This window comes from Rhizobium sp. NFACC06-2, assembly GCF_900101425.1.
In the GTDB taxonomy this organism is placed as follows: domain Bacteria; phylum Pseudomonadota; class Alphaproteobacteria; order Rhizobiales; family Rhizobiaceae; genus Agrobacterium; species Agrobacterium leguminum.
Genome location: NZ_FMVA01000004.1, coordinates 40,436 through 62,326, shown reverse-complemented (window position 1 = coordinate 62,326; position 21,891 = coordinate 40,436). Strand labels below are relative to the sequence as shown.

At 57.5% G+C, this 21,891-nt stretch carries 23 protein-coding genes; 16 read left to right on the top strand and 7 right to left on the bottom strand.

Annotated features, from left to right (window positions below; all coding sequences use genetic code 11):
* Window positions 1-21: 21 nt before the first annotated feature.
* From mnmE to hemE, 4 genes are all read right to left on the bottom strand, one after another.
* Complete coding sequence (gene mnmE, locus F3H58_RS09165) at window positions 22-1,353, bottom strand: tRNA uridine-5-carboxymethylaminomethyl(34) synthesis GTPase MnmE (RefSeq protein ID WP_188128842.1); 1,332 nt, start codon at window positions 1,351-1,353, stop codon at window positions 22-24.
* An 86-nt stretch (window positions 1,354-1,439) separates the two neighbouring features.
* Window positions 1,440-2,705 (bottom strand): transcription termination factor Rho, encoded by a 1,266-nt coding sequence (rho, locus tag F3H58_RS09160; RefSeq protein WP_004444236.1) that lies wholly within the window; start codon window positions 2,703-2,705, stop codon window positions 1,440-1,442.
* A 186-nt stretch (window positions 2,706-2,891) separates the two neighbouring features.
* Window positions 2,892-3,437: a protoporphyrinogen oxidase HemJ gene (hemJ, locus tag F3H58_RS09155; protein ID WP_188128841.1), complete on the bottom strand. Its 546-nt coding sequence runs from the start codon at window positions 3,435-3,437 to the stop codon at window positions 2,892-2,894.
* A complete protein-coding gene (gene hemE / locus F3H58_RS09150; RefSeq protein ID WP_149741975.1) occupies window positions 3,434-4,468 on the bottom strand; it encodes a uroporphyrinogen decarboxylase in 1,035 nt (344 codons plus the stop codon). Before hemE ends, hemJ begins: the two co-directional genes overlap by 4 nt.
* A gap of 408 nt (window positions 4,469-4,876) precedes the next feature.
* Between hemE and F3H58_RS09145 the strand changes: the two genes are divergently transcribed.
* From F3H58_RS09145 to dnaQ, 5 genes are read left to right on the top strand one after another with little or no spacing between them, the layout of a single operon-like run.
* Window positions 4,877-5,698 carry a pyruvate, water dikinase regulatory protein gene (locus tag F3H58_RS09145; protein WP_149741974.1) on the top strand — a complete coding sequence of 274 codons (822 nt, stop codon included), beginning with the start codon at window positions 4,877-4,879 and terminating at the stop codon, window positions 5,696-5,698.
* 31 nt (window positions 5,699-5,729) lie between these two features.
* On the top strand, window positions 5,730-6,329 hold the full coding sequence (locus tag F3H58_RS09140) for a Maf-like protein (RefSeq protein WP_149741973.1): 600 nt from the start codon (window positions 5,730-5,732) through the stop codon (window positions 6,327-6,329).
* Complete coding sequence (locus F3H58_RS09135; RefSeq protein ID WP_149741972.1) at window positions 6,322-7,182, top strand: shikimate dehydrogenase; 861 nt, start codon at window positions 6,322-6,324, stop codon at window positions 7,180-7,182. The genes F3H58_RS09140 and F3H58_RS09135 overlap by 8 nt, the downstream gene beginning before the upstream one ends.
* Complete coding sequence (gene coaE, locus F3H58_RS09130; RefSeq protein WP_149741971.1) at window positions 7,182-7,790, top strand: dephospho-CoA kinase; 609 nt, start codon at window positions 7,182-7,184, stop codon at window positions 7,788-7,790. The genes F3H58_RS09135 and coaE overlap by 1 nt, the downstream gene beginning before the upstream one ends.
* Window positions 7,783-8,481 (top strand): DNA polymerase III subunit epsilon, encoded by a 699-nt coding sequence (dnaQ, locus tag F3H58_RS09125; protein WP_149741970.1) that lies wholly within the window; start codon window positions 7,783-7,785, stop codon window positions 8,479-8,481. Before coaE ends, dnaQ begins: the two co-directional genes overlap by 8 nt.
* A gap of 102 nt (window positions 8,482-8,583) precedes the next feature.
* On the opposite strand, the gene secB is transcribed toward dnaQ, so the two are convergent.
* Complete coding sequence (gene secB, locus F3H58_RS09120; RefSeq protein WP_003521154.1) at window positions 8,584-9,066, bottom strand: protein-export chaperone SecB; 483 nt, start codon at window positions 9,064-9,066, stop codon at window positions 8,584-8,586.
* A 102-nt stretch (window positions 9,067-9,168) separates the two neighbouring features.
* Complete coding sequence (locus F3H58_RS09115) at window positions 9,169-9,717, bottom strand: FxsA family protein (RefSeq protein ID WP_149741969.1); 549 nt, start codon at window positions 9,715-9,717, stop codon at window positions 9,169-9,171.
* Window positions 9,718-9,857: 140 nt separating this feature from the next.
* On the opposite strand from F3H58_RS09115, the gene F3H58_RS09110 reads away from it, so the two are divergent.
* The 5 genes from F3H58_RS09110 to gyrB all read left to right on the top strand — a co-directional run bounded on the left by F3H58_RS09110 (window position 9,858) and on the right by gyrB (window position 15,186).
* Complete coding sequence (locus F3H58_RS09110) at window positions 9,858-10,556, top strand: Tim44/TimA family putative adaptor protein (RefSeq protein ID WP_003521156.1); 699 nt, start codon at window positions 9,858-9,860, stop codon at window positions 10,554-10,556.
* A complete protein-coding gene (gene mltA, locus F3H58_RS09105) occupies window positions 10,553-11,665 on the top strand; it encodes a murein transglycosylase A (protein ID WP_149741968.1) in 1,113 nt (370 codons plus the stop codon). The genes F3H58_RS09110 and mltA overlap by 4 nt, the downstream gene beginning before the upstream one ends.
* Window positions 11,662-12,231 (top strand): Smr/MutS family protein, encoded by a 570-nt coding sequence (locus tag F3H58_RS09100; protein ID WP_149741967.1) that lies wholly within the window; start codon window positions 11,662-11,664, stop codon window positions 12,229-12,231. The genes mltA and F3H58_RS09100 overlap by 4 nt, the downstream gene beginning before the upstream one ends.
* The gene (locus F3H58_RS09095) at window positions 12,228-12,593 is read left to right on the top strand and encodes a helix-turn-helix domain-containing protein (RefSeq protein WP_003521160.1); all 366 of its coding nucleotides are present in this window, start codon (window positions 12,228-12,230) and stop codon (window positions 12,591-12,593) included. The genes F3H58_RS09100 and F3H58_RS09095 overlap by 4 nt, the downstream gene beginning before the upstream one ends.
* A gap of 157 nt (window positions 12,594-12,750) precedes the next feature.
* A complete protein-coding gene (gene gyrB / locus F3H58_RS09090; RefSeq protein ID WP_149741966.1) occupies window positions 12,751-15,186 on the top strand; it encodes a DNA topoisomerase (ATP-hydrolyzing) subunit B in 2,436 nt (811 codons plus the stop codon).
* 98 nt (window positions 15,187-15,284) lie between these two features.
* On the opposite strand, the gene F3H58_RS09085 is transcribed toward gyrB, so the two are convergent.
* A complete protein-coding gene (locus tag F3H58_RS09085; RefSeq protein ID WP_149741965.1) occupies window positions 15,285-15,887 on the bottom strand; it encodes a nitroreductase family protein in 603 nt (200 codons plus the stop codon).
* A gap of 128 nt (window positions 15,888-16,015) precedes the next feature.
* Here F3H58_RS09085 and F3H58_RS09080 point away from each other — a divergent pair, with 128 nt between their 5' ends.
* From F3H58_RS09080 to trpA, 6 genes are all read left to right on the top strand, one after another.
* On the top strand, window positions 16,016-16,858 hold the full coding sequence (locus F3H58_RS09080) for a fumarylacetoacetate hydrolase family protein (RefSeq protein ID WP_080815417.1): 843 nt from the start codon (window positions 16,016-16,018) through the stop codon (window positions 16,856-16,858).
* 126 nt (window positions 16,859-16,984) lie between these two features.
* Window positions 16,985-18,217: a polyhydroxyalkanoate depolymerase gene (locus F3H58_RS09075; RefSeq protein WP_286169372.1), complete on the top strand. Its 1,233-nt coding sequence runs from the start codon at window positions 16,985-16,987 to the stop codon at window positions 18,215-18,217.
* A gap of 69 nt (window positions 18,218-18,286) precedes the next feature.
* Window positions 18,287-19,054, top strand: coding sequence for a M48 family metallopeptidase (locus F3H58_RS09070; RefSeq protein ID WP_149741963.1), 768 nt, complete (start codon window positions 18,287-18,289; stop codon window positions 19,052-19,054).
* A 102-nt stretch (window positions 19,055-19,156) separates the two neighbouring features.
* Window positions 19,157-19,819: a phosphoribosylanthranilate isomerase gene (locus tag F3H58_RS09065; protein WP_065656811.1), complete on the top strand. Its 663-nt coding sequence runs from the start codon at window positions 19,157-19,159 to the stop codon at window positions 19,817-19,819.
* A 1-nt stretch (window position 19,820) separates the two neighbouring features.
* Window positions 19,821-21,041, top strand: a complete 1,221-nt coding sequence (trpB, locus tag F3H58_RS09060; RefSeq protein WP_149741962.1) for a tryptophan synthase subunit beta — start codon at window positions 19,821-19,823, stop codon at window positions 21,039-21,041.
* A 4-nt stretch (window positions 21,042-21,045) separates the two neighbouring features.
* Window positions 21,046-21,885 (top strand): tryptophan synthase subunit alpha, encoded by an 840-nt coding sequence (gene trpA / locus F3H58_RS09055; protein ID WP_080853285.1) that lies wholly within the window; start codon window positions 21,046-21,048, stop codon window positions 21,883-21,885.
* Window positions 21,886-21,891: the final 6 nt, after the last annotated feature.

Below are 21,891 nucleotides of genomic sequence, written 5' to 3'. Positions count from 1 at the left end.
GCCGCCGATGTTTCACGTGAATCATTTTCCTATGCAGAATTCCGAGAAGATCACGCCTAGCAAATCTTCCACATCAACGCGGCCGGTGATCCGTCCGAGCGATGTCGCCGCGAGTCTTAAATATTCCGACCTTATCGCAAGGTCCAGGGTCTCGGAATCGAGCGCATCACTAACATAGTTCAGCGTCTCTTCAAGTCGTTTTTTATGTCTCGCGCGCGCCGGAACCAAAGTCTGGCCGGCGCCGACGCGTTTTTTTATTTCCTGCTTCAGCATCGAACGCAGTTCGTTCAAACCTATCCCTTCTTTGGCTGAGATAGACAAATCAAATCCATCATCCAAGACAGGGGAATGAAGCGCTGTTTTCGTTCTAACTCGCAAGTAGCTCTGGTTCTTGAATGATTCGAGAGATTGTTTCGGAAACGAATCATTATCCTGCAGCAGCAGAATGAGATCTGCTGTTTCCGCGGTCAGAACCGCGCGCCGCACGCCTTCAAGCTCCACAACATCCTGTGTTTCCCGTATTCCTGCCGTATCGAATATCCGGACGAGATATCCTTCCAGATTGATGTCAACGCTCAACACATCTCTCGTCGTGCCGGCAATATCGGTAACGATCGCAACATCGCGGCCGCTAAGAGCGTTCAAAAGAGTGGATTTGCCCGCATTCGGTTCACCGACGAGCGCGACCTTGAACCCGTCGCGAATGATTTCTGCGTTTTCGCCACCCTGGAGATGATCACGGATTTCCTTTTTTAGAAGCGCCATGGCTTCCCAAACTTGAGCCGCCACCGAATCCGGAACATCCTCCTCGTCGGCAAAGTCCAGTTCCGCTTCGATGAGCGCGCGAGCGCGCGTCAAGCGGCTGGCCCAGCCATCATAGAGCGCCGACAATTTTCCAGTGCTCTGTTCCACCGCCAACCGCCGCTGCATTTCCGTTTCAGCCTGCAACAGATCGGCGAGGCCTTCGACCTCAAGGAGATCCATCTTCCCATTCTCGAAGGCTCTACGGGAGAACTCACCGGCATCGGCAGGCCGAAGTCCTTCGAGATTTTCAAGCTCGGCAAAAATCGAAGCCATAACCGCGCGACTGCCATGGCTATGAATTTCAACACAATGCTCACCCGTGAAAGAATTTGGAGCTGGAAAGACGATCACCAGCGCCTGGTCGATGATCTCATCGTTTCGATTCCGAATCGAGCAGAGCGTCGCCTTTCGTGGTGAAGGAAGTTCCCGGCCCGTCAACATGTCGAGGGCATCGAAAGCCTTGGGGCCGCTGATCCTGAGAACAGCCACACCCGCCGGCAGGGCACCGCTGGAAAGCGCATAGATCGTATCGGTGGAAGCTGGCATCATTCACCTCGGTCTAAAACAGTCAAGCCGCATCCGAATAAACGGATACGGCTTTAAAGCTCTTATGATGAATCCGGCTAAAGTTCGGATCAGGTATTCATCGATTCGAAGAAATCCGAATTGTTCTTGGTCTGCTTCAGCTTGTCGATCAGGAATTCGATGGCGTCCATCGTACCCATCGGCGCCAGAATACGGCGAAGAACGAAAATCTTCTGCAGATCCTGACGCGGCACCAGCAGGTCTTCCTTACGCGTACCGGATTTAAGAATATCCAGTGCCGGGAAGATGCGCTTGTCGGCAACCTTGCGGTCGAGCACGATTTCCGAGTTACCGGTACCCTTGAATTCTTCGAAGATGACTTCATCCATACGGCTGCCGGTATCGATCAGCGCGGTCGCAATAATGGTCAGCGAACCGCCTTCTTCGATGTTGCGAGCGGCACCGAAGAAACGCTTCGGGCGCTGCAGCGCGTTGGCATCCACACCACCCGTCAGAACCTTACCGGAAGAGGGAACAACCGTGTTGTAGGCACGGCCAAGGCGCGTAATGGAATCGAGCAGGATGACGACGTCACGACCATGTTCGACTAGGCGCTTCGCCTTTTCGATGACCATCTCGGCGACCTGCACGTGACGAACGGCCGGTTCATCGAAGGTGGAGGACACAACCTCACCCTTCACCGAACGCTGCATGTCGGTCACTTCTTCCGGACGCTCATCGATCAGGAGAACGATCAGGTAGCATTCCGGATGGTTTGCCGTGATGGAATGGGCGATGTTTTGAAGCAGAACGGTCTTACCGGTGCGCGGCGGCGCGACGATCAATCCGCGCTGACCCTTGCCGAGCGGCGCAACGAGATCGATCACACGCGACGACAGGTCCTTCGAGGTCGGAACATCCAGTTCCATCTTGAAGCGCTCATTCGGATAAAGCGGCGTCAGATTGTCGAAGTGAACCTTGTGGCGGATCTTTTCCGGATCGTCGAAATTGATCGTATTGACCTTGAGGAGCGCGAAATAACGTTCGCCTTCCTTGGGGCCGCGGATCGGGCCTTCAACGGTATCGCCTGTCTTCAGCGAGAAGCGGCGGATCTGCGACGGCGAGATATAGATATCGTCCGGACCGGGCAGATAGTTTGCATTTGCGGATCGCAGGAACCCGAAACCGTCCTGCAGGACTTCAACGACGCCCTCGCCGATGATTTCGATGTCCTGGCTCGCGAGAACCTTGAGGATTGCGAACATGAGCTCCTGCTTGCGCATGGTGCTCGCATTTTCAACTTCCAGGGATTCGGCAAAAGTCAGCAAGTCGGTAGGCGATTTGCTCTTAAGTTCCTGAAGCTTCATTTCAGCCATGAAGAGAAGACCGTTTGATAATGTAATGTCGGGGGAGGGCGTGTTCGCGAATCAGATGCTGTGGGAGATACCGCAGATGACTGAATAATTCACATGCCACGAAGATGAGTGGCCCGAAAATAGCGATTGAACACGGCCGCTGCAAGAGGAAAGCACGAATTCCGCGAAATTTATCGTCGCACCGTCTTAACCGAAGGGTTTCACAACCACAAGTATGACGATGAGGATCATCAGCACCGTCGGAACCTCGTTCATCAACCGCCAGTGACGGGCAGGCCGCTTGTTTTCATCCCGCGCGAAACGTTTTGCACTGCGCGTGAAATAAACATGGGTCACAGTCAGAAGCACCACCAGCGCGATCTTTGCATGCAGCCAGCCACCGGAAAAACCATAAACCGACCAGGCGAGATAAAGTCCCAATATCCATGATATCATCATCGCCGGGTTCATGATCACCTTGATCAGCCGCTGCTCCATCACCTTGAAGGTTTCGGACTGCTGCGAACCGGCGGGTGCATCGGTGTGGTAGATGAAGAGCCGCGGCAGGTAAAAAATCGCCGCCATCCAGGAAATGACGGCGATGATATGCAGCGCCTTGATCCAGAGATAGAGATCCGCCGGGTCGGCATAAAATAACAGGGCAACGAAAGCAGCAAAGACACCGAGCGCGATGCCGGCGCGCAAAGCCGCCCGGTTTCCGGAACGGGCGGAGGTCTGTTTTTCCTCGCTCATGCTCCCGCTCCGCCGGCACGCACCCGCTCCACCAGCCGGGTGACGTTTTCCGGGTCAGCCTGCGGGGTGATGCCATGGCCAAGATTGAAAATCAGGGGACCCTCTCCCAGAGCCTGCAGCACGGCATCTATACCATCCCGCAGCGCCTTGCCGCCCGCCACCATCAGCATGGGGTCGAGATTGCCCTGCACGGGCCCTTCCTTCTGCAAGTCCCTGGCAAAGCTCAGCGGCACCGACCAGTCGAGCCCAATGGCGTCGGCGCCCGTCTTGCGACGATAATCCTTGAGAAGATAACCAGCCCCCTTGGCGAAGGCGATGATTTTTGCCGAAGGCCGACGGGCGCGTACCGATGCGATAATGCGGGCAACAGGTTTTATCGCATAGTCCTCAAATTCCTTCTCACCGAGCACACCGGCCCAGGAATCGAAGATTTGAACCGCATCCGCGCCTGCATCGATCTGCGCCACCAGATAATCGGCGGAAACGTCGGCGAGGAAAGCCAGCAGCTTTTCCATGGCCACCGGCTCCTGATAACCGAATAGCCGCGCCGGGGCCTGATCCGGCGTTCCGTGTCCCGCAATCATATAAGTCGCAACCGTCCACGGCGCGCCGCAAAAACCGAGAAGCGTCGTTTCTCCGGGCAAAGAGGTGCGCAGACGGGAGACGGTTTCGAAAACAGGAGAAAGATGCGCCATGACATTTGTGGCATCCAGCTTCTCGATACCGCTGACATCGATCGGGTCCATAGCCGGACCTTTTCCCTCGCTGAAAGACACATTGCGGTGAAGCGCATCCGGTATCACCAGAATATCGGAAAAGAGAATGGCGGCATCGAGCCCGAACCGGCGAATGGGTTGGAGAGTGACCTCCGTCGCCAGTTCGGGATTATAACAGAGATCGAGGAAACTACCGGCGCTCTTACGCGTTTCCCTGTACTCGGGAAGATAACGCCCAGCCTGTCGCATCAGCCATATGGGCGGCGGTGCGACCGTCTGCCCGTTCAACACCGTCATAACCTTGCGTTCGCTCATGGCACCCAGCTTCTAAAAAATAAAATCAAAGAGATTTAAAAGATTTTCTATTTCTTAGAGTCTGTGGGTAGCAAGGATTAAAATCATTCCAGTCGAAATGCCGCAGCCGCAAAGTTTCAAGCGCGCCTGCGGATGTTATCGACCTGCTTGCTTTGGAATAATCCGGAGAATAGAAATTTTATAAATAATTTCAGTTATTTATGACGAACCAGAAAAACAGGACGACTGTGGATAATCTGGGGAAAATTTTGAACGGTTTGACATTCTTCCAACAATTCACAAGCACGTCGGAGACGATTGAAGCCACTTGCGGATTGTGGAAAAACACCACCTTATTCACGTCGCGGTTCGACCCGCAGGACAATTCGGAGACTTGTCCCGGTTTATCAACAGCGGGAGAAAAACAGCGTGGAGAACAAAAAAAGCTTCTTCCATCTGCACCTGATTTCGGACTCAACGGGAGAGACTCTGATGTCGGCCGGTCGGGCCGTTTCGGCACAGTTCCACGCTTCCATGCCGGTGGAACATGTCTATCCAATGATTCGAAACCAGAACCAGCTCGCACAGGTGGTTGACCTCATCGACAAGGAACCGGGCATTGTTCTCTATACGATCGTCGACCAGCACCTGGCGGAGTTTCTGGATCTACGGTGCCATGCGATCGGGGTGCCCTGCGTGAATGTCCTTGAACCCATCATCGGCATCTTCCAGACCTATTTAGGTGCGCCGTCCAGACGGCGGGTGGGTGCGCAACACGCCTTGAATGCGGATTATTTCGCCCGGATCGAGGCGCTCAATTTCGCCATGGATCATGATGACGGGCAAATGCCCGAAACCTATGACGAGGCTGATATCGTCATTATCGGCATCAGCCGCACCTCAAAAACACCGACCAGCATCTATCTCGCCAACAGGGGAATAAAAACCGCCAATATACCGGTCGTTCCCAATGTGCCTTTGCCCGACAGCCTCTATGCGGCCACGCGGCCGCTGATCGTCGGGTTGGTCGCGACATCGGACCGAATATCGCAGGTGCGTGAAAACCGGGAACTCGGCGCGACGGGCGGATTTGACAGTGGTCGATACACGGACCGCGCCACCATTATGGAAGAGCTGAAATATGCGCGAGCGCTCTGCGCACGCAACAATTGGCCGCTGATCGATGTCACCCGCCGCTCCATCGAGGAAACGGCGGCGGCCATCCTTGCCCTTCGTTCGAGGACACGATAATCCGAATCGCACCATTCGGAGCAGACAGTCGATGCAACAAGAATTGATCCTCGCCTCGTCCAGCGCATCCCGCCAGATGCTGATGCGCAATGCGGGGCTGACATTTTCGGCCATCCCGGCGGATATTGACGAGCGTGCGCTCAATGAACAGCTGGAACGAGACGGCGCCAGCCCGGAAGAGGTTGCGCTGGAACTCGCCAGGGCCAAGGCTCTTGCGGTTGGCGCGCTTTATCCGGAAGCACTGGTTCTCGGCTGCGACCAGACCATGGCGCTCGGCACCCGCGTTTATCACAAGCCGAAAACCATGGCGGAGGCCGAAGCGCATCTGCTGTCATTGTCCGGCAAGGTCCATCGCCTGAACAGCGCGGCTGTTCTCGTCCGACATGGCGAAGTGGTGTGGCAGATCGTTTCCAGCGCCGAGCTGACCGTTCGGACCTTGAGCGCCGAATTTGTCTCCCGCCACCTGCAACGGGTGGGAGAAAAGGCCTTGAGCAGCGTTGGCGCGTATCAGCTCGAAGGAGAGGGAATCCAGCTATTCACCTCGATTGAGGGCGATTATTTCACGATTCTCGGTCTGCCGCTTCTGCCGCTTTTATCGAAACTGCGCGACATGGATGTCATCGATGGCTGATTCACGTGAAACATTAACCATAAACGCCTTCGTTGTCGGCTATCCGATCAAGCATTCGCGATCGCCTATTATCCATTCCTACTGGCTGAAGAAATTCGGCATTGCCGGTTCCTATAAGGCCGTGGAAATCCCTCCGGACGATTTCGCGAATTTCATTGCAACGCTGAAGCAGGGCAAGCCGGGCACGGCCGTCGGCGGCAATGTCACCATTCCCCATAAGGAAGCGGCTTACCGGCTGGCAGACAGCCCCGATGCTCTGGCGGAAGAACTCGGCGCTGCCAACACTGTCTGGATGGAGGAGGGCGAGCTTCACGCTACCAATACGGATGGTTATGGTTTCGTCTCCAATCTCGATGAGCGGCATCCGGGCTGGGACAGGACAGAGCGGGCAGTGGTTCTGGGCGCCGGCGGTGCAAGTCGGGCGGTCATTCAGTCGCTGCGTGATCGCGGCATCGCCGAAATCCACGTCCTCAACCGTACCGTCGAACGGGCGCGCGAACTGGCCGACCGTTTTGGGCCACGGGTTTTTGCCCATTCCCAGGCAGCGCTTCATGAGGTCATGCAGGGTGCCGGGCTTTTCGTGAATACGACGTCGCTCGGCATGGATGGAACGGAAGCGCCGCATATTGATTTTTCGCCGCTTGCAGATCAGGCCGTCGTGACAGATATCGTCTATGTGCCGTTGAAAACCCCGATCCTGAAAATGGCGGAAGAGCAGGGCATCGCAACCGTCGACGGGCTCGGCATGCTGCTTCATCAGGCAAAACCTGGTTTCAAGCGATGGTTCGGCAAAACGCCGGAGGTCGATGAGGCCCTGCGGTCTCTCATCATCGAGGACATGGAGAAACATTGATGATCGTCATCGGTCTCACCGGCTCGATTGGAATGGGAAAAACGACGACGGCGAAGTTGTTTGCCGCGGAGGGGGTTGCGGTTCTCGATTCGGATGAGGTCGTGCACGGGCTTTACCGGGCGGAAGCCGTGCCGCTGATTGAAGCGGCCTTTCCGGGCACCACCGTTTCCGGTGCGGTGGACAGGCAGAAACTCGGTGAGATTTTGCGGCAGAATCCGGCTAATTTCAGCAGACTGGAAGAGATCGTGCATCCGCTGGTTCGTGGAAGGCAGGAGGCGTTTCTGGCGCAGGCGAGGAAAGAGGATCGGCAATTCGCCCTCCTCGATATTCCGCTGCTGTTCGAAACCGGGGCGGAAAGCCGGGTCGACAGAGTCGTTGTCGTCAGTTGCGCGCCGGAGATTCAGCGAGAGCGGGTTTTATCCCGACCTGGAATGACGGAAGAGAAATTCGAAATGATCCTCGCCCGGCAGATGCCCGACGCCGAAAAGCGTCGGCGTGCCGATTTCATCGTCGATTCCGGAAATGGTGTCGAAGCGGCACGGGATCAGGTAAGACAGATTCTGCAGAAACTGGCCGCTGAGTCGCGCCGCGGAGAGATGAATGCGTGAGATCATTTTCGATACGGAAACCACGGGCCTTGAATCGAAGCTGGACCGCGTGATTGAAATCGGCGGCATTGAGCTGATCAATCACTTTCCCACCGGCCGCACGCTGCATCTCTACATCAGCCCGGAAGATCGCAAGGTTCACCCCGACGCACTTGCCGTTCACGGGATTACCGACGAGTTTCTCAAGGATAAACCCAAATTCGCTGAGGTCGTCGACCAGATTCGTGACTTCTTCGAGGGTGCGCGCTGGGTGGCGCACAACGCCACGTTCGACATGGGCTTCATCAACGCGGAATTCGCCCGTCTCGGTATTGAACCGGTTGCTGCCGATCTGGTGACGGATACGCTTTCGCTCGCCCGTCGCAAGCACCCCATGGGACCGAACTCGCTGGACGCACTTTGTCGGCGTTACGGCATCGACAATTCCCACCGTACCAAGCACGGCGCGCTTCTCGACTCCGAACTGCTCGCCGAAGTTTATATTGAAATGATCGGTGGGCGCCAGACGGCGCTCGGTTTCGGTTCCGCCGCCAAGCAGGAAACCATCATCGTCGAGGAAGAGGTTGCGCTTGAGCCGCTGCAAAGGCCGCGGGCTTTGCCCTCGAGGCTGGATGCGGAAACGGTCGCGGCCCATGGTAAACTCGTTCTCGGCATGGGCGATAAGGCGATTTGGAACCGTTACCAGAATTGATGCCTGTCCAGGCACCGGAAACGGTGAATGCCGTCAAAGAAAAACCCGGGCATGAACCCGGGTTTTGTTTTGTCTGAATTCTGCAGCGCAGAGCCGCATCGCTTAGTTCGGTACGGCCTGAACCTTGGCCTTTGCCTGTTCTTCGGCAACGCGCTGGGCGAACATCTGCGCGAAATCGATCGGATCGATCATCAGCGGCGGGAAACCGCCGTTGCGGGTAACGTCTGCAATGATCTGGCGCGCGAAGGGGAACAGCAGGCGCGGGCATTCGATGAACAGCACCGGCAGCATGTGTTCCTGCGGGAAACCGGCGATGCGGAACACGCCGCCATAAACCAGCTCGGCCGCGAACAGCACCTTGTCGCCATCCTTGGCTTCCGCGTTCAGCGTCAGGACAACATCGAAATCCGAACCCGAGATCGGGTTTGCATTGACGTTGACATTGATGTTGATCGACGGCGCATTGTCACGGGCCTGAAGCGAGCGAGGAGCACCCGGATTTTCGAAGGAAAGATCCTTGATGTACTGGGCAAGAATGTTGAGGGAAGGACTTACTGCGCCCTGTGCACCATTTTCAGCGGTCATTACATTTCCTCACGGCGTGAATTCGTGGAAGGCGGTCTATCATTTCGATCGGGGGCTTACAACCCTTCGTGATCGGGTCATCGCGATCCATTCCGCCCGGGATCAGGGTTTGGGCAGATCGCGATCATCCGGTTTGCGCGACCATGGGGAACCCTTTGGCTCTTCGCGATGAAACTCCTCCTCATCGAGATCCACCACCTTCGAATTGCCCGCATGTCCCGGATCATTCCGAAAGCCGGAAAAATCACCGGGCTGAGGACCGGATTGCTGGCCGGATTGCCGAAACGAACCCGCAACGACGACGCGCGGCCCGAAGGCTTTCCAGAAAAAGCGCCGCACGGTGGGCGAGAGAAGCAGAAGGCCGAGAATGTCGGTAATGAAACCGGGAATGAAGAGCAGGATTCCGGCAACGACGCGCATGGCGCCATTCACCAGCTCATCCGCCGGCTGCGCACCGGTACGCCCCGCATCCTGAAGATTTCTCACCATGCCGATGCCGCCGAGCCGCAGGATGAGCAACCCCAGAAACGAGGTGAACAGGACAAGCGCCAATGTCAGCCACAAACCGATCGCCTTGCCGACGATGATGAAACCGGCAATTTCGAGGATGGGCATCATCAGGACGATGATGGGGAGAAAGGAAAAACGCATCTTCTAGCCTTGCGTGTGCATCTCTGGCAGATTGCCGGTTCCCGGGACACCGATGATTGAATCTGCACATTTGAATGATGATAAGATGCAGACTATATGATGATGAGGTTTTCGAATTTAAATGGCGGTTTTGGTAAAAGATGGGCTTCAGCGACTTTATCACATTGTTTTTTCTCGTTGCAGCGGTGCTGATTTTCTTTCAGCTGCGCAGTGTCCTCGGTCGCCGCACGGGCAATGAGAAGCCGCCATTCGACCCCTATAGCCCGCGGGATGTGGCGAAGGGTCCCGTTGCAGACGATAACAAGGTCGTGACCCTGCCGAGGCGCAGCGAGGGTGACGACGAAAACCGTTTTGCCGAGGCGGATGCGCTTGCGCCCGTCGATACGCCGCTCAATGCGTCGCTGCGTGAGGTGATGACCAGGGACCCGTCCTTTGGGCCGAAGGAGTTCCTGAACGGTGCCCGCATGGCGTATGAAATGATTGTCATGGGCTTTGCCGATGGCGACCGCAAGACGCTCAAGAACCTTCTGTCGAAGGAGGTTTTCGACGGTTTCGAGGCGGCCATTTCCGAGAGGGAAGGTCGCGGCGAGGTGGTCAAGTCCACCTTCGTGGGTATCGAGAAAGCAGATATCACCCAGGCCAGTGTGCGTGATTCCGAAGTGCAGATCACGCTGAGGATCGTCAGCCAGCTGATTTCGGCGACCTACGACAAGGATGGCAAGCTGGTGGATGGCGATCCGGATGCGGTTGCGGAGGTGGACGACATCTGGACCTTCTCGCGCGATATCCGCTCGCGCGATCCGAACTGGAAGCTGATCGCTACCGAATCCGAGCAATGACCGCGCCCTTTTCGATCGAAGAAGTTTCTTTCAGCGACCTGCCCGGATGGCGGCAAGACGATCCGGGCAAGCTTTTTCCGGCGATGGCGACAATCCTGTCGCATCTTCGGAATGCAAAACCTTACAGGACCGGCGCGCTCGGGGTCACGGCGGCGGAACTGGTCTCGCTTCTGGAAAGCGCAGAGAAAAACCAGACAAGCGACCCGGAACAGGCGCGACGGTTTTTCGAAACCAATTGCGTGCCTTTCAGGATTTCTCCAGTTCAGGGAAAAAGCGGTTTCGTGACCGCTTTTTACGAACCCGAACTGGAAGTGTCGTCCGAGCCCGACGACATCTGGCGTTATCCGATTTACCGCCGGCCGCCGGAACTGGTGGATATCGACGACGCCAATCGTCCTGCCGGTTTCGATACGTCCTGTGCTTTCGGCAGGCAGGATGAAAACGGTATTTCCTATTTTCCAGACCGCCGGGAGATCGATGAAGGGTATCTGGAGGGCAGGGGCCTTGAGATTGCCTGGGCAAGATCGAAGGTCGACCTGTTTTTCGTTCATGTGCAGGGTGCGGCGCGTCTGGTGTTTCCCGATGGCGCGGTAAAGCGCATCACCTATGCGGCCAAGGCCGGGCACGCTTTTTCGCCGATTGGCCGTCTGCTTCTCGATCGCGGGGAACTCGATCCGAAAACCGTGTCGATGCAGACGATCCGCAAATGGCTTGCTGACCATCCGGATGAGGTGGATGGGGTATTATGGCATAACCGCTCCTATATTTTTTTCCGGGAGGCGGATGTCGCCGATCAGGATACGGGGCCGATTGCGGCTGCTAAGGTTCCGTTGATTGCGGGGCGAGCGCTTGCGGTGGACAGGCTTATCCACACTTTCGGGCTTCCCTTCTTCATCCATGCGCCGTCGCTTACCCATCTCGATGACGGAAAACCTTTCGCGCGGCTGATGCTGGCGCTCGATACCGGCTCGGCCATCGTTGGTCCGGCGCGTGGCGATATTTTCACCGGCTCCGGTTTCGAAGCGGGAGAGCTGGCCGGTACGGTGCGCAATGAGGCCGATTTTTATATACTGATACCGCAGGTGGCTGCGCAGAGGTATAGGCGATGAAGAGCAGTCGCAAGCTCGGCAAGGAAGAGCGCATTCTGTGGGGAAAGGTCGCAAAAACCACGCGGCCGATCTCCGGCAGACTGGAAGACCTGCTGGCTTTCGATGACATAGATGAGCCTCCGGTGGAACCAGATGTTCCGCAGACCGGCAAAGGGGTTTTTCCGCGCATGCTTTTGGAGCCGGCCGAGCCGTCGCCACCCACTCCGGACAAGAAGCCGAAGATTCATCAGCCGATGGAAAAACCGGTCAAACGCAAGCTCACCCGTGGCCGGTTGCCGCTGGAAGGGCGGATCGATCTGCATGGCATGTTCCAGAGCGAAGCCCATGCGGTGCTGCTTGACTTTCTGTTGCGCGCGCATGAACGCGGTCTGAGGCATGTGCTCGTCATAACGGGTAAGGGCCGCTCCATCGGCAGCGACGGCGCGTTGAAAAGGGCGGTGCCCATGTGGTTTTCCAAGCCGGAATATCGCCACCTGATTTCATCCTATGAGGATGCATCCGCCAATCATGGCGGCGACGGCGCGCTTTATGTGCGGCTGGCGCGTCGACGGGGTGAAAAGTCATGACGCCCTTTGCGGAGGCCGTGCGGCAGCTTCGCGAGCGCAAGGGCGTGACGCAGAAGGAAATGGCCGCCGCAATCGGCGTATCGCCGGCCTATCTTTCCGCGCTGGAGCATGGCAAGCGCGGCAAGCCGAGTTTCGATCTCCTCCAGCGCATCGCCGGATATTTCAACATCATCTGGGACGAGGCGGAGGAATTGTTCTTTCTGGCCGGTTCGTCCGACCCGAAAGTGGTGATCGACACCATCGGCCTGCCGCCGCAATATACGGCTTTCGCCAACAGGCTGGCACGGGATATTCGCAAGCTGCCGCCGAGTGTGGTAGAGGAACTGTCAGCCGTGCTGCAAAAAAGCCGTTCTTGCGATTGAAACCCCTCTATCCCCTGCTTTATGCAGCATCCTGAAGCATGCGGCCTTTGGGATTGGGTGTAGAATTTCTATAGTCGCATGTCGGATTTGAGTGATTCGCTGGCTTCAGGCCCTCTCACTGGAAACCTGGCCCGAGAAAACTTTGGAAAGAGTATTTATGACCGAAACATCGTCAAGCGAAGTCGGCGCGAACGCGGAATATGGAGCCGATTCGATCAAGGTCCTCAAGGGCCTTGATGCCGTGCGCAAACGGCCCGGCATGTATATCGGCGATACCGATGACGGTTCCGGCCTGCACCACATGGTCTATGAAGTCGTCGACAACGCCATCGACGAGGCGCTTGCCGGTCATGCCGATCTGGTGACGGTGACCCTGAATGCCGACGGCTCGGTGACGGTGACGGATAACGGACGTGGCATTCCGACCGACATCCATTCTTCCGAAGGCGTTTCCGCCGCCGAAGTCATCATGACCCAGCTGCATGCGGGCGGTAAGTTCGACCAGAATTCCTATAAGGTCTCGGGCGGCCTGCATGGCGTGGGCGTGTCGGTGGTCAATGCGCTCTCCGTCTGGCTGAAGCTGAGAATCCGCCGCAACGGCAAGCTGCACGAAATCGGCTTTACGCATGGCGTTGCCGATGCGCCGCTTTCTGTCATCGGCGAATATGAAGGCCGCTCCGGCACGGAAGTGACCTTCCTTGCAAGCCCTGAAACCTTCACCATGACGGACTACGATTACGGAACGCTGGAGCATCGCCTGCGCGAGCTCGCATTCCTGAATTCCGGCGTCCGCATCCTGCTCACCGACAAGCGCCATTCCGATATCAAGCAGGAAGAGCTGCGGTATGATGGCGGTCTCGAAGCCTTCGTTCGTTATCTCGACCGTGCCAAGAAGCCGCTGGTGGACAAGCCAGTCGCCATCAAGGGCGAAAAGGACGGTATCACTGTCGAGGTCGCGCTGTGGTGGAACGATAGCTACCATGAAAACGTGCTCTGCTTCACGAATAACATTCCCCAGCGCGATGGCGGCACCCATATGGCCGGTTTCCGCGCGGCACTGACCCGTCAGGTGACCTCCTATGCCGAAACCTCGGGCATCCTGAAAAAGGAAAAGGTGAGCCTGCAGGGTGAGGACTGCCGTGAAGGTCTGACGGCCATTCTTTCCGTCAAGGTTCCCGATCCCAAGTTTTCCTCGCAGACGAAAGACAAGCTCGTGTCGTCCGAAGTGCGTCCGGTCGTGGAAAGCCTTGTCAACGAAGCGCTCTCCACCTGGCTGGAAGAACATCCTTCCGACGCAAGAATCCTCGTCGGCAAGGTGGTGGAAGCGGCGGTCGCCCGCGAAGCTGCCCGGAAGGCGCGCGAACTGACGCGCCGTAAAGGTGCACTCGATATCGCCTCTCTGCCCGGCAAGCTCGCCGACTGCTCCGAGCGCGATCCGGCTAAATCCGAACTCTTCCTCGTTGAGGGTGACTCCGCTGGCGGTTCGGCCAAGCAGGGCCGCTCGCGCGAAACCCAGGCGATCCTGCCGCTGCGCGGCAAGATCCTGAACGTCGAACGTGCCCGTTTCGACAAGATGTTGTCCAGCCAGGAAATCGGCACGCTGATCACCGCGCTCGGCACGTCCATCGGCAAGGACGAGTTCAACGCCGACAAGCTGCGTTACCACAAGATCATCATCATGACGGATGCTGACGTCGACGGCGCCCATATCCGTACCCTGCTTCTGACCTTCTTCTTCCGCCAGATGCCGGAGCTGATCGAGCGTGGCCATCTCTATATCGCCCAGCCGCCGCTTTATAAGGTCACGCGTGGCAAATCCGTGCAGTACCTCAAGGATGAAAAGGCGCTGGAAGAATACCTGATCTCCATGGGTATCGAGGAAGCGTCGCTGACGCTCGGTTCTGGCGAAGTGCGTATCGGCGCCGATCTTCGCGAAGTCATTCTGGATGCGGTGCGCATGCGCTCGCTGATCGACGGTCTGCATTCGCGTTACAGCCGATCGATCGTGGAACAGGCCGCAATAGCCGGCGCGCTGAACCCCGAGCTTTCGGCCGATGCTGCCCGCGCCGAGGAAACCGTTGCCGAAGTGGCGCGGCGTCTGGATATGATCGCGGAAGAAACCGAACGTGGCTGGTCCGGCACGGTACTGCAGGATGGCGGCTTGCGCTTCGAGCGCATGGTGCGCGGCGTCAAGGAAGTCTCGACGCTGGATATGGGACTGCTCGGTTCGGCCGATGCCCGCCATATCGATCAGCTCGCAGCCCGCACGCGTGATATCTACGCTACGCCGCCGGTCCTGCAACGCAAGGACGGCACCATGGAACTGGCCGGTCCACGCGCACTTCTGGATGCGATTTTCGCCGCTGGCCGCAAGGGTCTTTCCATGCAGCGCTATAAGGGCCTCGGCGAAATGAATGCCGAGCAGCTGTGGGAAACCACGCTCGACGCCAATGTTCGCTCCCTGCTGCAGGTAAGGGTGAGTGACGCAACGGACGCCGACGGCCTGTTCGCCCGCCTGATGGGCGACGAGGTGGAACCGCGCCGCGACTTCATTCAGGAAAATGCGCTGAGCGTCGCCAACCTCGACATTTAATCCTGTGGGGTGTTTCGCGTAACGATTCACGTGAAACGAAAATTTAACAAAGGGCCCGGCGGTCAATTTCCGTCGGGCCTTTTGTCATTCGCAGAACATCAATCAACCTTGCCGGTGAAGCGCCCTTCGAAGGCCACATCCGAAAGGGGCAGACGCTTGCTCGGCACTTCCCGCTCCGCCAGATCATCAGGGAGAACGGACTTGTCGGTCAGCGTGCCGATGGCGACCGCGGCCTCCACCTTGTAGCCTTCCGGGATGTTCAGTTTTTCAACGATCTTGTCCTTCAATATGCCAGCCATGCCATGGGCGTGGTAACCGAGCAGGTGAGCCTGCATGGCAAGCGAAAACCAGGCGGCACCCGCATCAAAGGAATGGGTAGCGGATGGTTTTTTCTCGCCTTCGCGCGAGATGTTGTGATCACGGGAAATGACGAAGAGCAGCACAGAGGCATTTTTTGCCCAGCGCTGGTTTCCCTCCATCAGTAGTTCCACGAAGAGCGGCCAGTCGTCGCTATCCTTATGTGCATAGACAAACCGCCATGGCTGATAGTTGGAAGCAGACGGCGCCCAGTGTGCCGCATCCAGAATGGTCATCAGATGCTGGGACGGCATGGCATGGCCATCGAAGGCGCGCGGAGACCAGCGATCGAGGAAAAGGGGATCGACGGGATATTCTGATTGCCGGGAATTACTGTTCGTCACGAGCCATGTCCTTTTGATTGCCGGGAAGGAAAAGGTATTTTTCGAAACTTGGCGTAGTCAAGGGGTGACAAGTATGAATGCATCGTTCATATATGCATCACCTTGTCTGACAACCGGGAGAGAGTTCCATGAAATTGATGCGTGTCGGCCAGCCCGGCCAGGAAAAACCTGCAATCCTTGATGCGGAAGGAAAAGTCCGCGATCTGTCCGCCCATGTCAAAGACATTGGCGGCGAAGCCATTTCTCCCGAGGGCCTCAAGAAGATCGCCGCGATCGACCTCGGCACACTTCCGGTGCTGAACGAAGAGCGCATCGGCGCCTGCGTTGCGGGAACAGGAAAATTCATCTGCATCGGCCTCAACTTTTCCGACCATGCTGCCGAAACGGGTGCCACCGTACCGCCGGAACCGGTCATTTTCATGAAGGCGACCTCGGCCATCGTCGGTCCGAATGACAACGTCACCATTCCGCGCGGTTCTGAAAAGACCGACTGGGAAGTCGAGCTCGGCGTCGTCATCGGCAAGACCGCCAAATACGTCTCGGAAGCCGATGCTCTCGATTATGTTGCCGGTTATTGCGTTTCGCATGATGTGTCCGAACGCGCCTTCCAGACGGAGCGTGCGGGGCAATGGACCAAGGGCAAGTCCTGCGACACCTTCGGTCCCATCGGCCCCTGGCTGGTGACGAAGGACGAAATCACCGATCCCCAGAACCTCGGAATGTGGCTGAAGGTGAACGGCCAGACCATGCAGGACGGCTCCAGCAAGACCATGGTGTATGGCGTCGCGCACGTTGTCTCCTACCTCAGCCAGTTCATGTCGCTGCATCCCGGCGATGTCATTTCCACCGGCACGCCTCCCGGTGTCGGCATGGGCCTGAAGCCGCCGCGTTACCTGAAGGCTGGTGACGTCGTGGAACTAGGCATTGAGGGTCTCGGTTCCCAGAAGCAGACTTTCGTCGCCGACATCTGATCGCTGGCAGGCATTCAACGAAAAGTGAGGCGCCGGCGGGAAACCGCCGGCGCCTTCGATTTTGTGCACCTGCGAAAAGCTGCTATGGTTGAAAAAAAGAGCGTGATCGCGAGGGAGGCGTCATCAGTGTTCTACCACCTCTATGAAATGAACCATGCGGCCATGGCGCCGCTGCGCGCCGGTGCCGACATGATGCGCCAGGCCTGCAACAATCCGCTCAACCCGCTTTCCAGCACGGCTTTCGGACGAAGCCTCGATGCCGGTTTTGAGGTCTTTGAGCGTATGACGCGCCGTTACGCTAAACCGGAATTCGCTCTTTGCAGTACGATTGTCGATGGCCAGACCGTCAATGTTGTCGAAGAGACCGTCTGGTCGCGTCCGTTCTGCAATCTGCTTCATTTCAAGAAGGAACTCGATCCAGCCCTACAGTCCGATCCGAAGGTGCTGCTGGTGGCGCCCATGTCCGGCCACTACGCCACCCTGTTGCGTGGGACGGTGGAGGCCCTGCTGCCTTCGGCGGATATCTACATCACCGATTGGACCGACGCCCGCACCGTGCCGGTGAGTGAGGGCACCTTCGATCTCGATGATTACATCAGCTATGTCATCGAAATGCTGCGCGCGATCGGACCGGGGGCGCATGTGGTCGCTGTCTGTCAGCCATCCGTGCCGGTACTGGCCGCCGTTTCCCTGATGGAGGCTGATGGCGATAAATTCGCGCCGGCATCCATGACGCTGATGGGCGGTCCGATTGACACGCGCATCAATCCAACGGCTGTCAACGGTCTTGCCAAGGCGAAACCCATTGAATGGTTCCGCGACAATGTCGTCATGCAGGTGCCGTGGCCGCAGCCGGCTTTTGGCCGCAATGTCTATCCGGGCTTCCTGCAACTCTCCGGTTTCATGTCCATGAACCTCGACAAGCACATGACGGCGCACAAGGATTTTTACCTCAACCTCGTCAAGAATGACGGCGATTCCGCTGAAAAACACCGCGAATTTTACGATGAATATCTGGCCGTCATGGATTTGACGGCGGAGTTCTATCTACAGACGGTGGAAACGGTCTTCATCGACCATGCGCTTCCGAAAGGGAACATGTTGCACCGGGGCAGGGCGGTCGATCCCGCGGCCATTCGCAATGTCGCATTGTTTACGGTGGAAGGAGAGAACGACGATATTTCCGGCGTCGGCCAGACAAAGGCCGCGCATGATCTCTGCCGGAACATCCCTGACGACAAACGCGCCCATTACATGCAGCCGGATGTCGGGCACTACGGCGTCTTCAACGGTTCGCGCTTCCGCAAGGAAATCGTGCCGCGCATGCTGGATTTTATCCGCAAACACCAGACAGCTTAAAGACATGACGACCGGCGGTGCCGCGCATTTGCATGGCCAAGCGACGGACGAATCGGTTATGAAGAGTTCATGTTTTCGCTCCTCAGAAAATCCCTGAAGTCGCCGGCCCCGAAGAAGGTTGCGCCCAGCCAGCGCACCGTCGCAGTGGCTGGCAGGCAGGTGCCGATTACGGTCAGGGAAAATCCGCGTGCCACGAGCATTACGCTGCGCATCGAACCCGGCGGCCGGGCGCTGAAGCTGACGATCCCCATGGGCCTGCATCACCGCCAGGTGGATGATTTTCTCGAGAGGCATCAGGGCTGGCTGGAAGGCAAGCTTGTGAAATTCAGCCCCGACGGCGGTTTGCGTTCGGGTGCGACCATCGATATTCGCGGCATAGCCCACCGCATTGACCATACTGGCAGCCTGCGAGGGCTGACACATGTCACTAAAGACGTCGATGGGGTGGCCGTTCTGAAGGTCAGCGGCGCGCCGGAACATCTGAGACGGCGGATAGCAACATTCCTCAAAAAGGAAGCGAAGGCGGATCTGGAACGGCTTGTGGCTGTTCATGCACGCGCAGCCGGCCGGCCGGTGCGTTCCATCAGCATGAAGGATACTCGCAGCCGGTGGGGCTCCTGTTCCCATGATGGAAATCTGAGCTTTTCCTGGCGCATCGTCATGGCCCCGGAAAAGGTCATCGACTATCTCGCCGCCCATGAGGTCGCGCATCTGAGTGAAATGAACCATGGCCCGAAATTTTGGGCATTGTGCGAAAAGCTCTGCCCGCACACGGAAGAAGCCAAGAGCTGGCTGAAACGCCATGGTTCCAAACTTCACGCCATCGATTTCGATTGAAACCGGCGGCGCGGATCGCCATCTGGATTCACGTGAAACATTCCATCGGGAATGGATGCGATTTGGCTCGACTCTTGTCGCATTTCATGTCAGGTCGCGGGTATGAAACCGGATATCAAGATTTGCGGATTGAAGACACCGGAAGCGCTGGAGCGCGCCGTCAGGCGTGGTGCCTCCCATGTCGGTTTTATTTTCTTTGAAAAAAGCCCGCGCAACATCGAGCCCGATCTTGCCGGCAGGCTGGCGGAAGGCGCTCGTGGCGCCGCCAAGGTGGTTGCCGTCACTGTCAATGCCGACAATGATTATCTCGATGAAATTGTCGATCTCGTCAAACCGGACATTCTGCAGCTTCATGGCAATGAAAGCCCGGAACGGCTGCTGAACATCAAGGCGCTGTATGGCCTGCCTGTCATGAAGGCGATTTCCATTCGCGATGCTGCTGATCTTGCCAAAATCGATCCTTATATTGGAATAGCCGACCGTTTTCTGCTGGATGCCAAGGCGCCTGCCGGTTCCGAGCTTCCGGGCGGCAACGGCGTCTCCTTCGACTGGACTATCCTACGATCACTTGACGGAAGTGTGGATTACATGCTTTCCGGGGGATTGAACAAGGACAATGTCGCCGAGGCGCTGGCGGAGACCAGGGCAAGCGGACTAGATTTATCGTCCGGTGTGGAAAGCGCGCCGGGCGTCAAGGATTTGTCCATGATCGACGCATTTTTCGATGTGGTGAATGATTGGTCGAAAGGCCCAAAGGGAGCTTGAAGTGAACGACGCGCCAACACCCAATTCTTTTCGCGCTGGTCCCGATGAGGACGGACGTTTCGGCATTTACGGAGGTCGCTTCGTTGCCGAAACGCTGATGCCGCTCATTCTGGATTTGCAGGCGGAATGGGACAAGGCCAAGACCGATCCCGCGTTTCAGGCGGAACTCAAGCATCTCGGCGCACACTATACCGGTCGTCCGAGCCCGCTTTATTTTGCGGAACGCCTGACGGCGGAACTTGGCGGCGCGAAGATCTATTTCAAGCGCGAAGAGCTGAACCACACTGGCTCGCACAAGATCAATAATTGCCTCGGCCAGATCCTGCTTGCCAAGCGCATGGGCAAGACCCGCATCATCGCCGAAACCGGTGCCGGCCAGCACGGCGTTGCCTCCGCTACCGTCGCTGCACGCTTCGGCCTACCCTGCGTCGTTTATATGGGCGCGACGGATGTTGCCCGTCAGGCCCCGAATGTGTTCCGCATGAAGCTCCTTGGCGCCGAGGTGAAGCCGGTCACGGCTGGCCATGGCACCCTGAAGGACGCCATGAACGAGGCCCTGCGCGACTGGGTCACCAATGTCGAGGACACCTATTATCTGATCGGCACCGCGGCCGGCCCGCATCCCTATCCGGAAATGGTTCGCGATTTCCAGGCCGTTATCGGCGAGGAAGCCAAGGCGCAGATGCTGGAGGCGGAAGGTCGCCTGCCGGATCTGGTTGTCGCGGCTGTCGGCGGCGGTTCGAACGCCATCGGCATCTTCCATCCTTTCCTCGATGACAATAATGTCCGCATTATCGGCGTCGAAGCCGGCGGCAAGGGTCTTTCGGGCGACGAGCATTGCGCCTCCATCACCGCCGGTTCGCCGGGCGTGCTGCATGGCAACCGCACCTATCTGCTGCAGGATGAGGACGGTCAGATCAAGGAAGGCCATTCCATCTCCGCCGGCCTCGATTATCCCGGCATCGGCCCTGAACATTCCTGGCTGAACGATATTGGCCGCGTGGAATACGTGCCGATCATGGACCATGAGGCGCTGGACGCCTTCCAGATGCTGACGCGCCTTGAAGGCATCATTCCGGCTCTGGAGCCGAGCCACGCCCTTGCCGAGGTCATCAAGCGCGCACCCAAGATGGGCAAGGATGAAATCATCCTGATGAACCTCTCCGGTCGCGGCGACAAGGATGTCCACACCGTCAGCAAGTTCCTTGGAATGGATGTATAAGATCATGACTGCACGTATGGACAAGCGCTTTGCCGATCTGCGCGCTGAAAATCGCCCGGCCCTGATTACCTATTTCATGGGCGGCGACCCGGATTTCGAAACCTCGCTCGGCATCATGAAGGCCCTACCGGAGGCCGGTGCCGACGTCATCGAACTCGGCATGCCCTTTTCCGACCCGATGGCGGATGGTCCGGCCATTCAGCTGGCCGGACAGCGCGCGCTGAAAGGCGGCCAGACGCTGAAAACCACGCTCGATCTCGCTCGCGAGTTCCGCAAGGGAGATGACGCGACGCCGATCGTGATGATGGGCTATTACAATCCGATCTATATCTACGGCGTCGAAAAATTTCTGGACGACGCAATCGCCGCCGGCATTGATGGCCTGATCGTCGTCGATCTGCCGCCGGAAATGGACGATGAACTCTGCATTCCGGCACTTGCGCGCGGCATCAACTTCATCCGTCTGGCGACGCCAACGACGGATGGCAAGCGCCTGCCTGCCGTCCTTAAAAATACCTCAGGTTTCGTTTATTACGTCTCGATGAACGGTATCACCGGTTCAGCACTTCCCGATCCCTCGTTGATCTCGGGTGCTGTCGGTCGTATCAAGGCGCATACGGAACTGCCGGTCTGTGTCGGTTTCGGTGTCAAAACGGCCGATCATGCAAAAGCGATCGGTGCCGTGGCGGATGGCGTGGTGGTTGGTTCCGCCATCGTCAACCAGATTGCGGGCAGCCTGACCAAGGACGGGCAGGCAACCGCAGACACCGTGCCGGCCGTTACGACGCTGGTAAAAGGACTTTCAACGGGCGTGCGTGCATCACGCCTCGCCGCTGCAGAATAAGCGCGC

Coding starts and splice junctions, on each gene's coding strand:
- mnmE (WP_188128842.1), bottom strand. CDS start 1,353: ATGATGCCAGCTTCCACCGATACGATCTATGCGCTTTCCAGCGGTGCC.
- rho (WP_004444236.1), bottom strand. CDS start 2,705: ATGGCTGAAATGAAGCTTCAGGAACTTAAGAGCAAATCGCCTACCGAC.
- hemJ (WP_188128841.1), bottom strand. CDS start 3,437: ATGAGCGAGGAAAAACAGACCTCCGCCCGTTCCGGAAACCGGGCGGCT.
- hemE (WP_149741975.1), bottom strand. CDS start 4,468: ATGAGCGAACGCAAGGTTATGACGGTGTTGAACGGGCAGACGGTCGCA.
- F3H58_RS09140 (WP_149741973.1), top strand. CDS start 5,730: ATGCAACAAGAATTGATCCTCGCCTCGTCCAGCGCATCCCGCCAGATG.
- F3H58_RS09135 (WP_149741972.1), top strand. CDS start 6,322: ATGGCTGATTCACGTGAAACATTAACCATAAACGCCTTCGTTGTCGGC.
- coaE (WP_149741971.1), top strand. CDS start 7,182: ATGATCGTCATCGGTCTCACCGGCTCGATTGGAATGGGAAAAACGACG.
- dnaQ (WP_149741970.1), top strand. CDS start 7,783: ATGCGTGAGATCATTTTCGATACGGAAACCACGGGCCTTGAATCGAAG.
- secB (WP_003521154.1), bottom strand. CDS start 9,066: ATGACCGCTGAAAATGGTGCACAGGGCGCAGTAAGTCCTTCCCTCAAC.
- F3H58_RS09115 (WP_149741969.1), bottom strand. CDS start 9,717: ATGCGTTTTTCCTTTCTCCCCATCATCGTCCTGATGATGCCCATCCTC.
- F3H58_RS09110 (WP_003521156.1), top strand. CDS start 9,858: ATGGGCTTCAGCGACTTTATCACATTGTTTTTTCTCGTTGCAGCGGTG.
- mltA (WP_149741968.1), top strand. CDS start 10,553: ATGACCGCGCCCTTTTCGATCGAAGAAGTTTCTTTCAGCGACCTGCCC.
- F3H58_RS09100 (WP_149741967.1), top strand. CDS start 11,662: ATGAAGAGCAGTCGCAAGCTCGGCAAGGAAGAGCGCATTCTGTGGGGA.
- F3H58_RS09095 (WP_003521160.1), top strand. CDS start 12,228: ATGACGCCCTTTGCGGAGGCCGTGCGGCAGCTTCGCGAGCGCAAGGGC.
- gyrB (WP_149741966.1), top strand. CDS start 12,751: ATGACCGAAACATCGTCAAGCGAAGTCGGCGCGAACGCGGAATATGGA.
- F3H58_RS09080 (WP_080815417.1), top strand. CDS start 16,016: ATGAAATTGATGCGTGTCGGCCAGCCCGGCCAGGAAAAACCTGCAATC.
- F3H58_RS09070 (WP_149741963.1), top strand. CDS start 18,287: ATGTTTTCGCTCCTCAGAAAATCCCTGAAGTCGCCGGCCCCGAAGAAG.
- F3H58_RS09065 (WP_065656811.1), top strand. CDS start 19,157: ATGAAACCGGATATCAAGATTTGCGGATTGAAGACACCGGAAGCGCTG.
- trpA (WP_080853285.1), top strand. CDS start 21,046: ATGACTGCACGTATGGACAAGCGCTTTGCCGATCTGCGCGCTGAAAAT.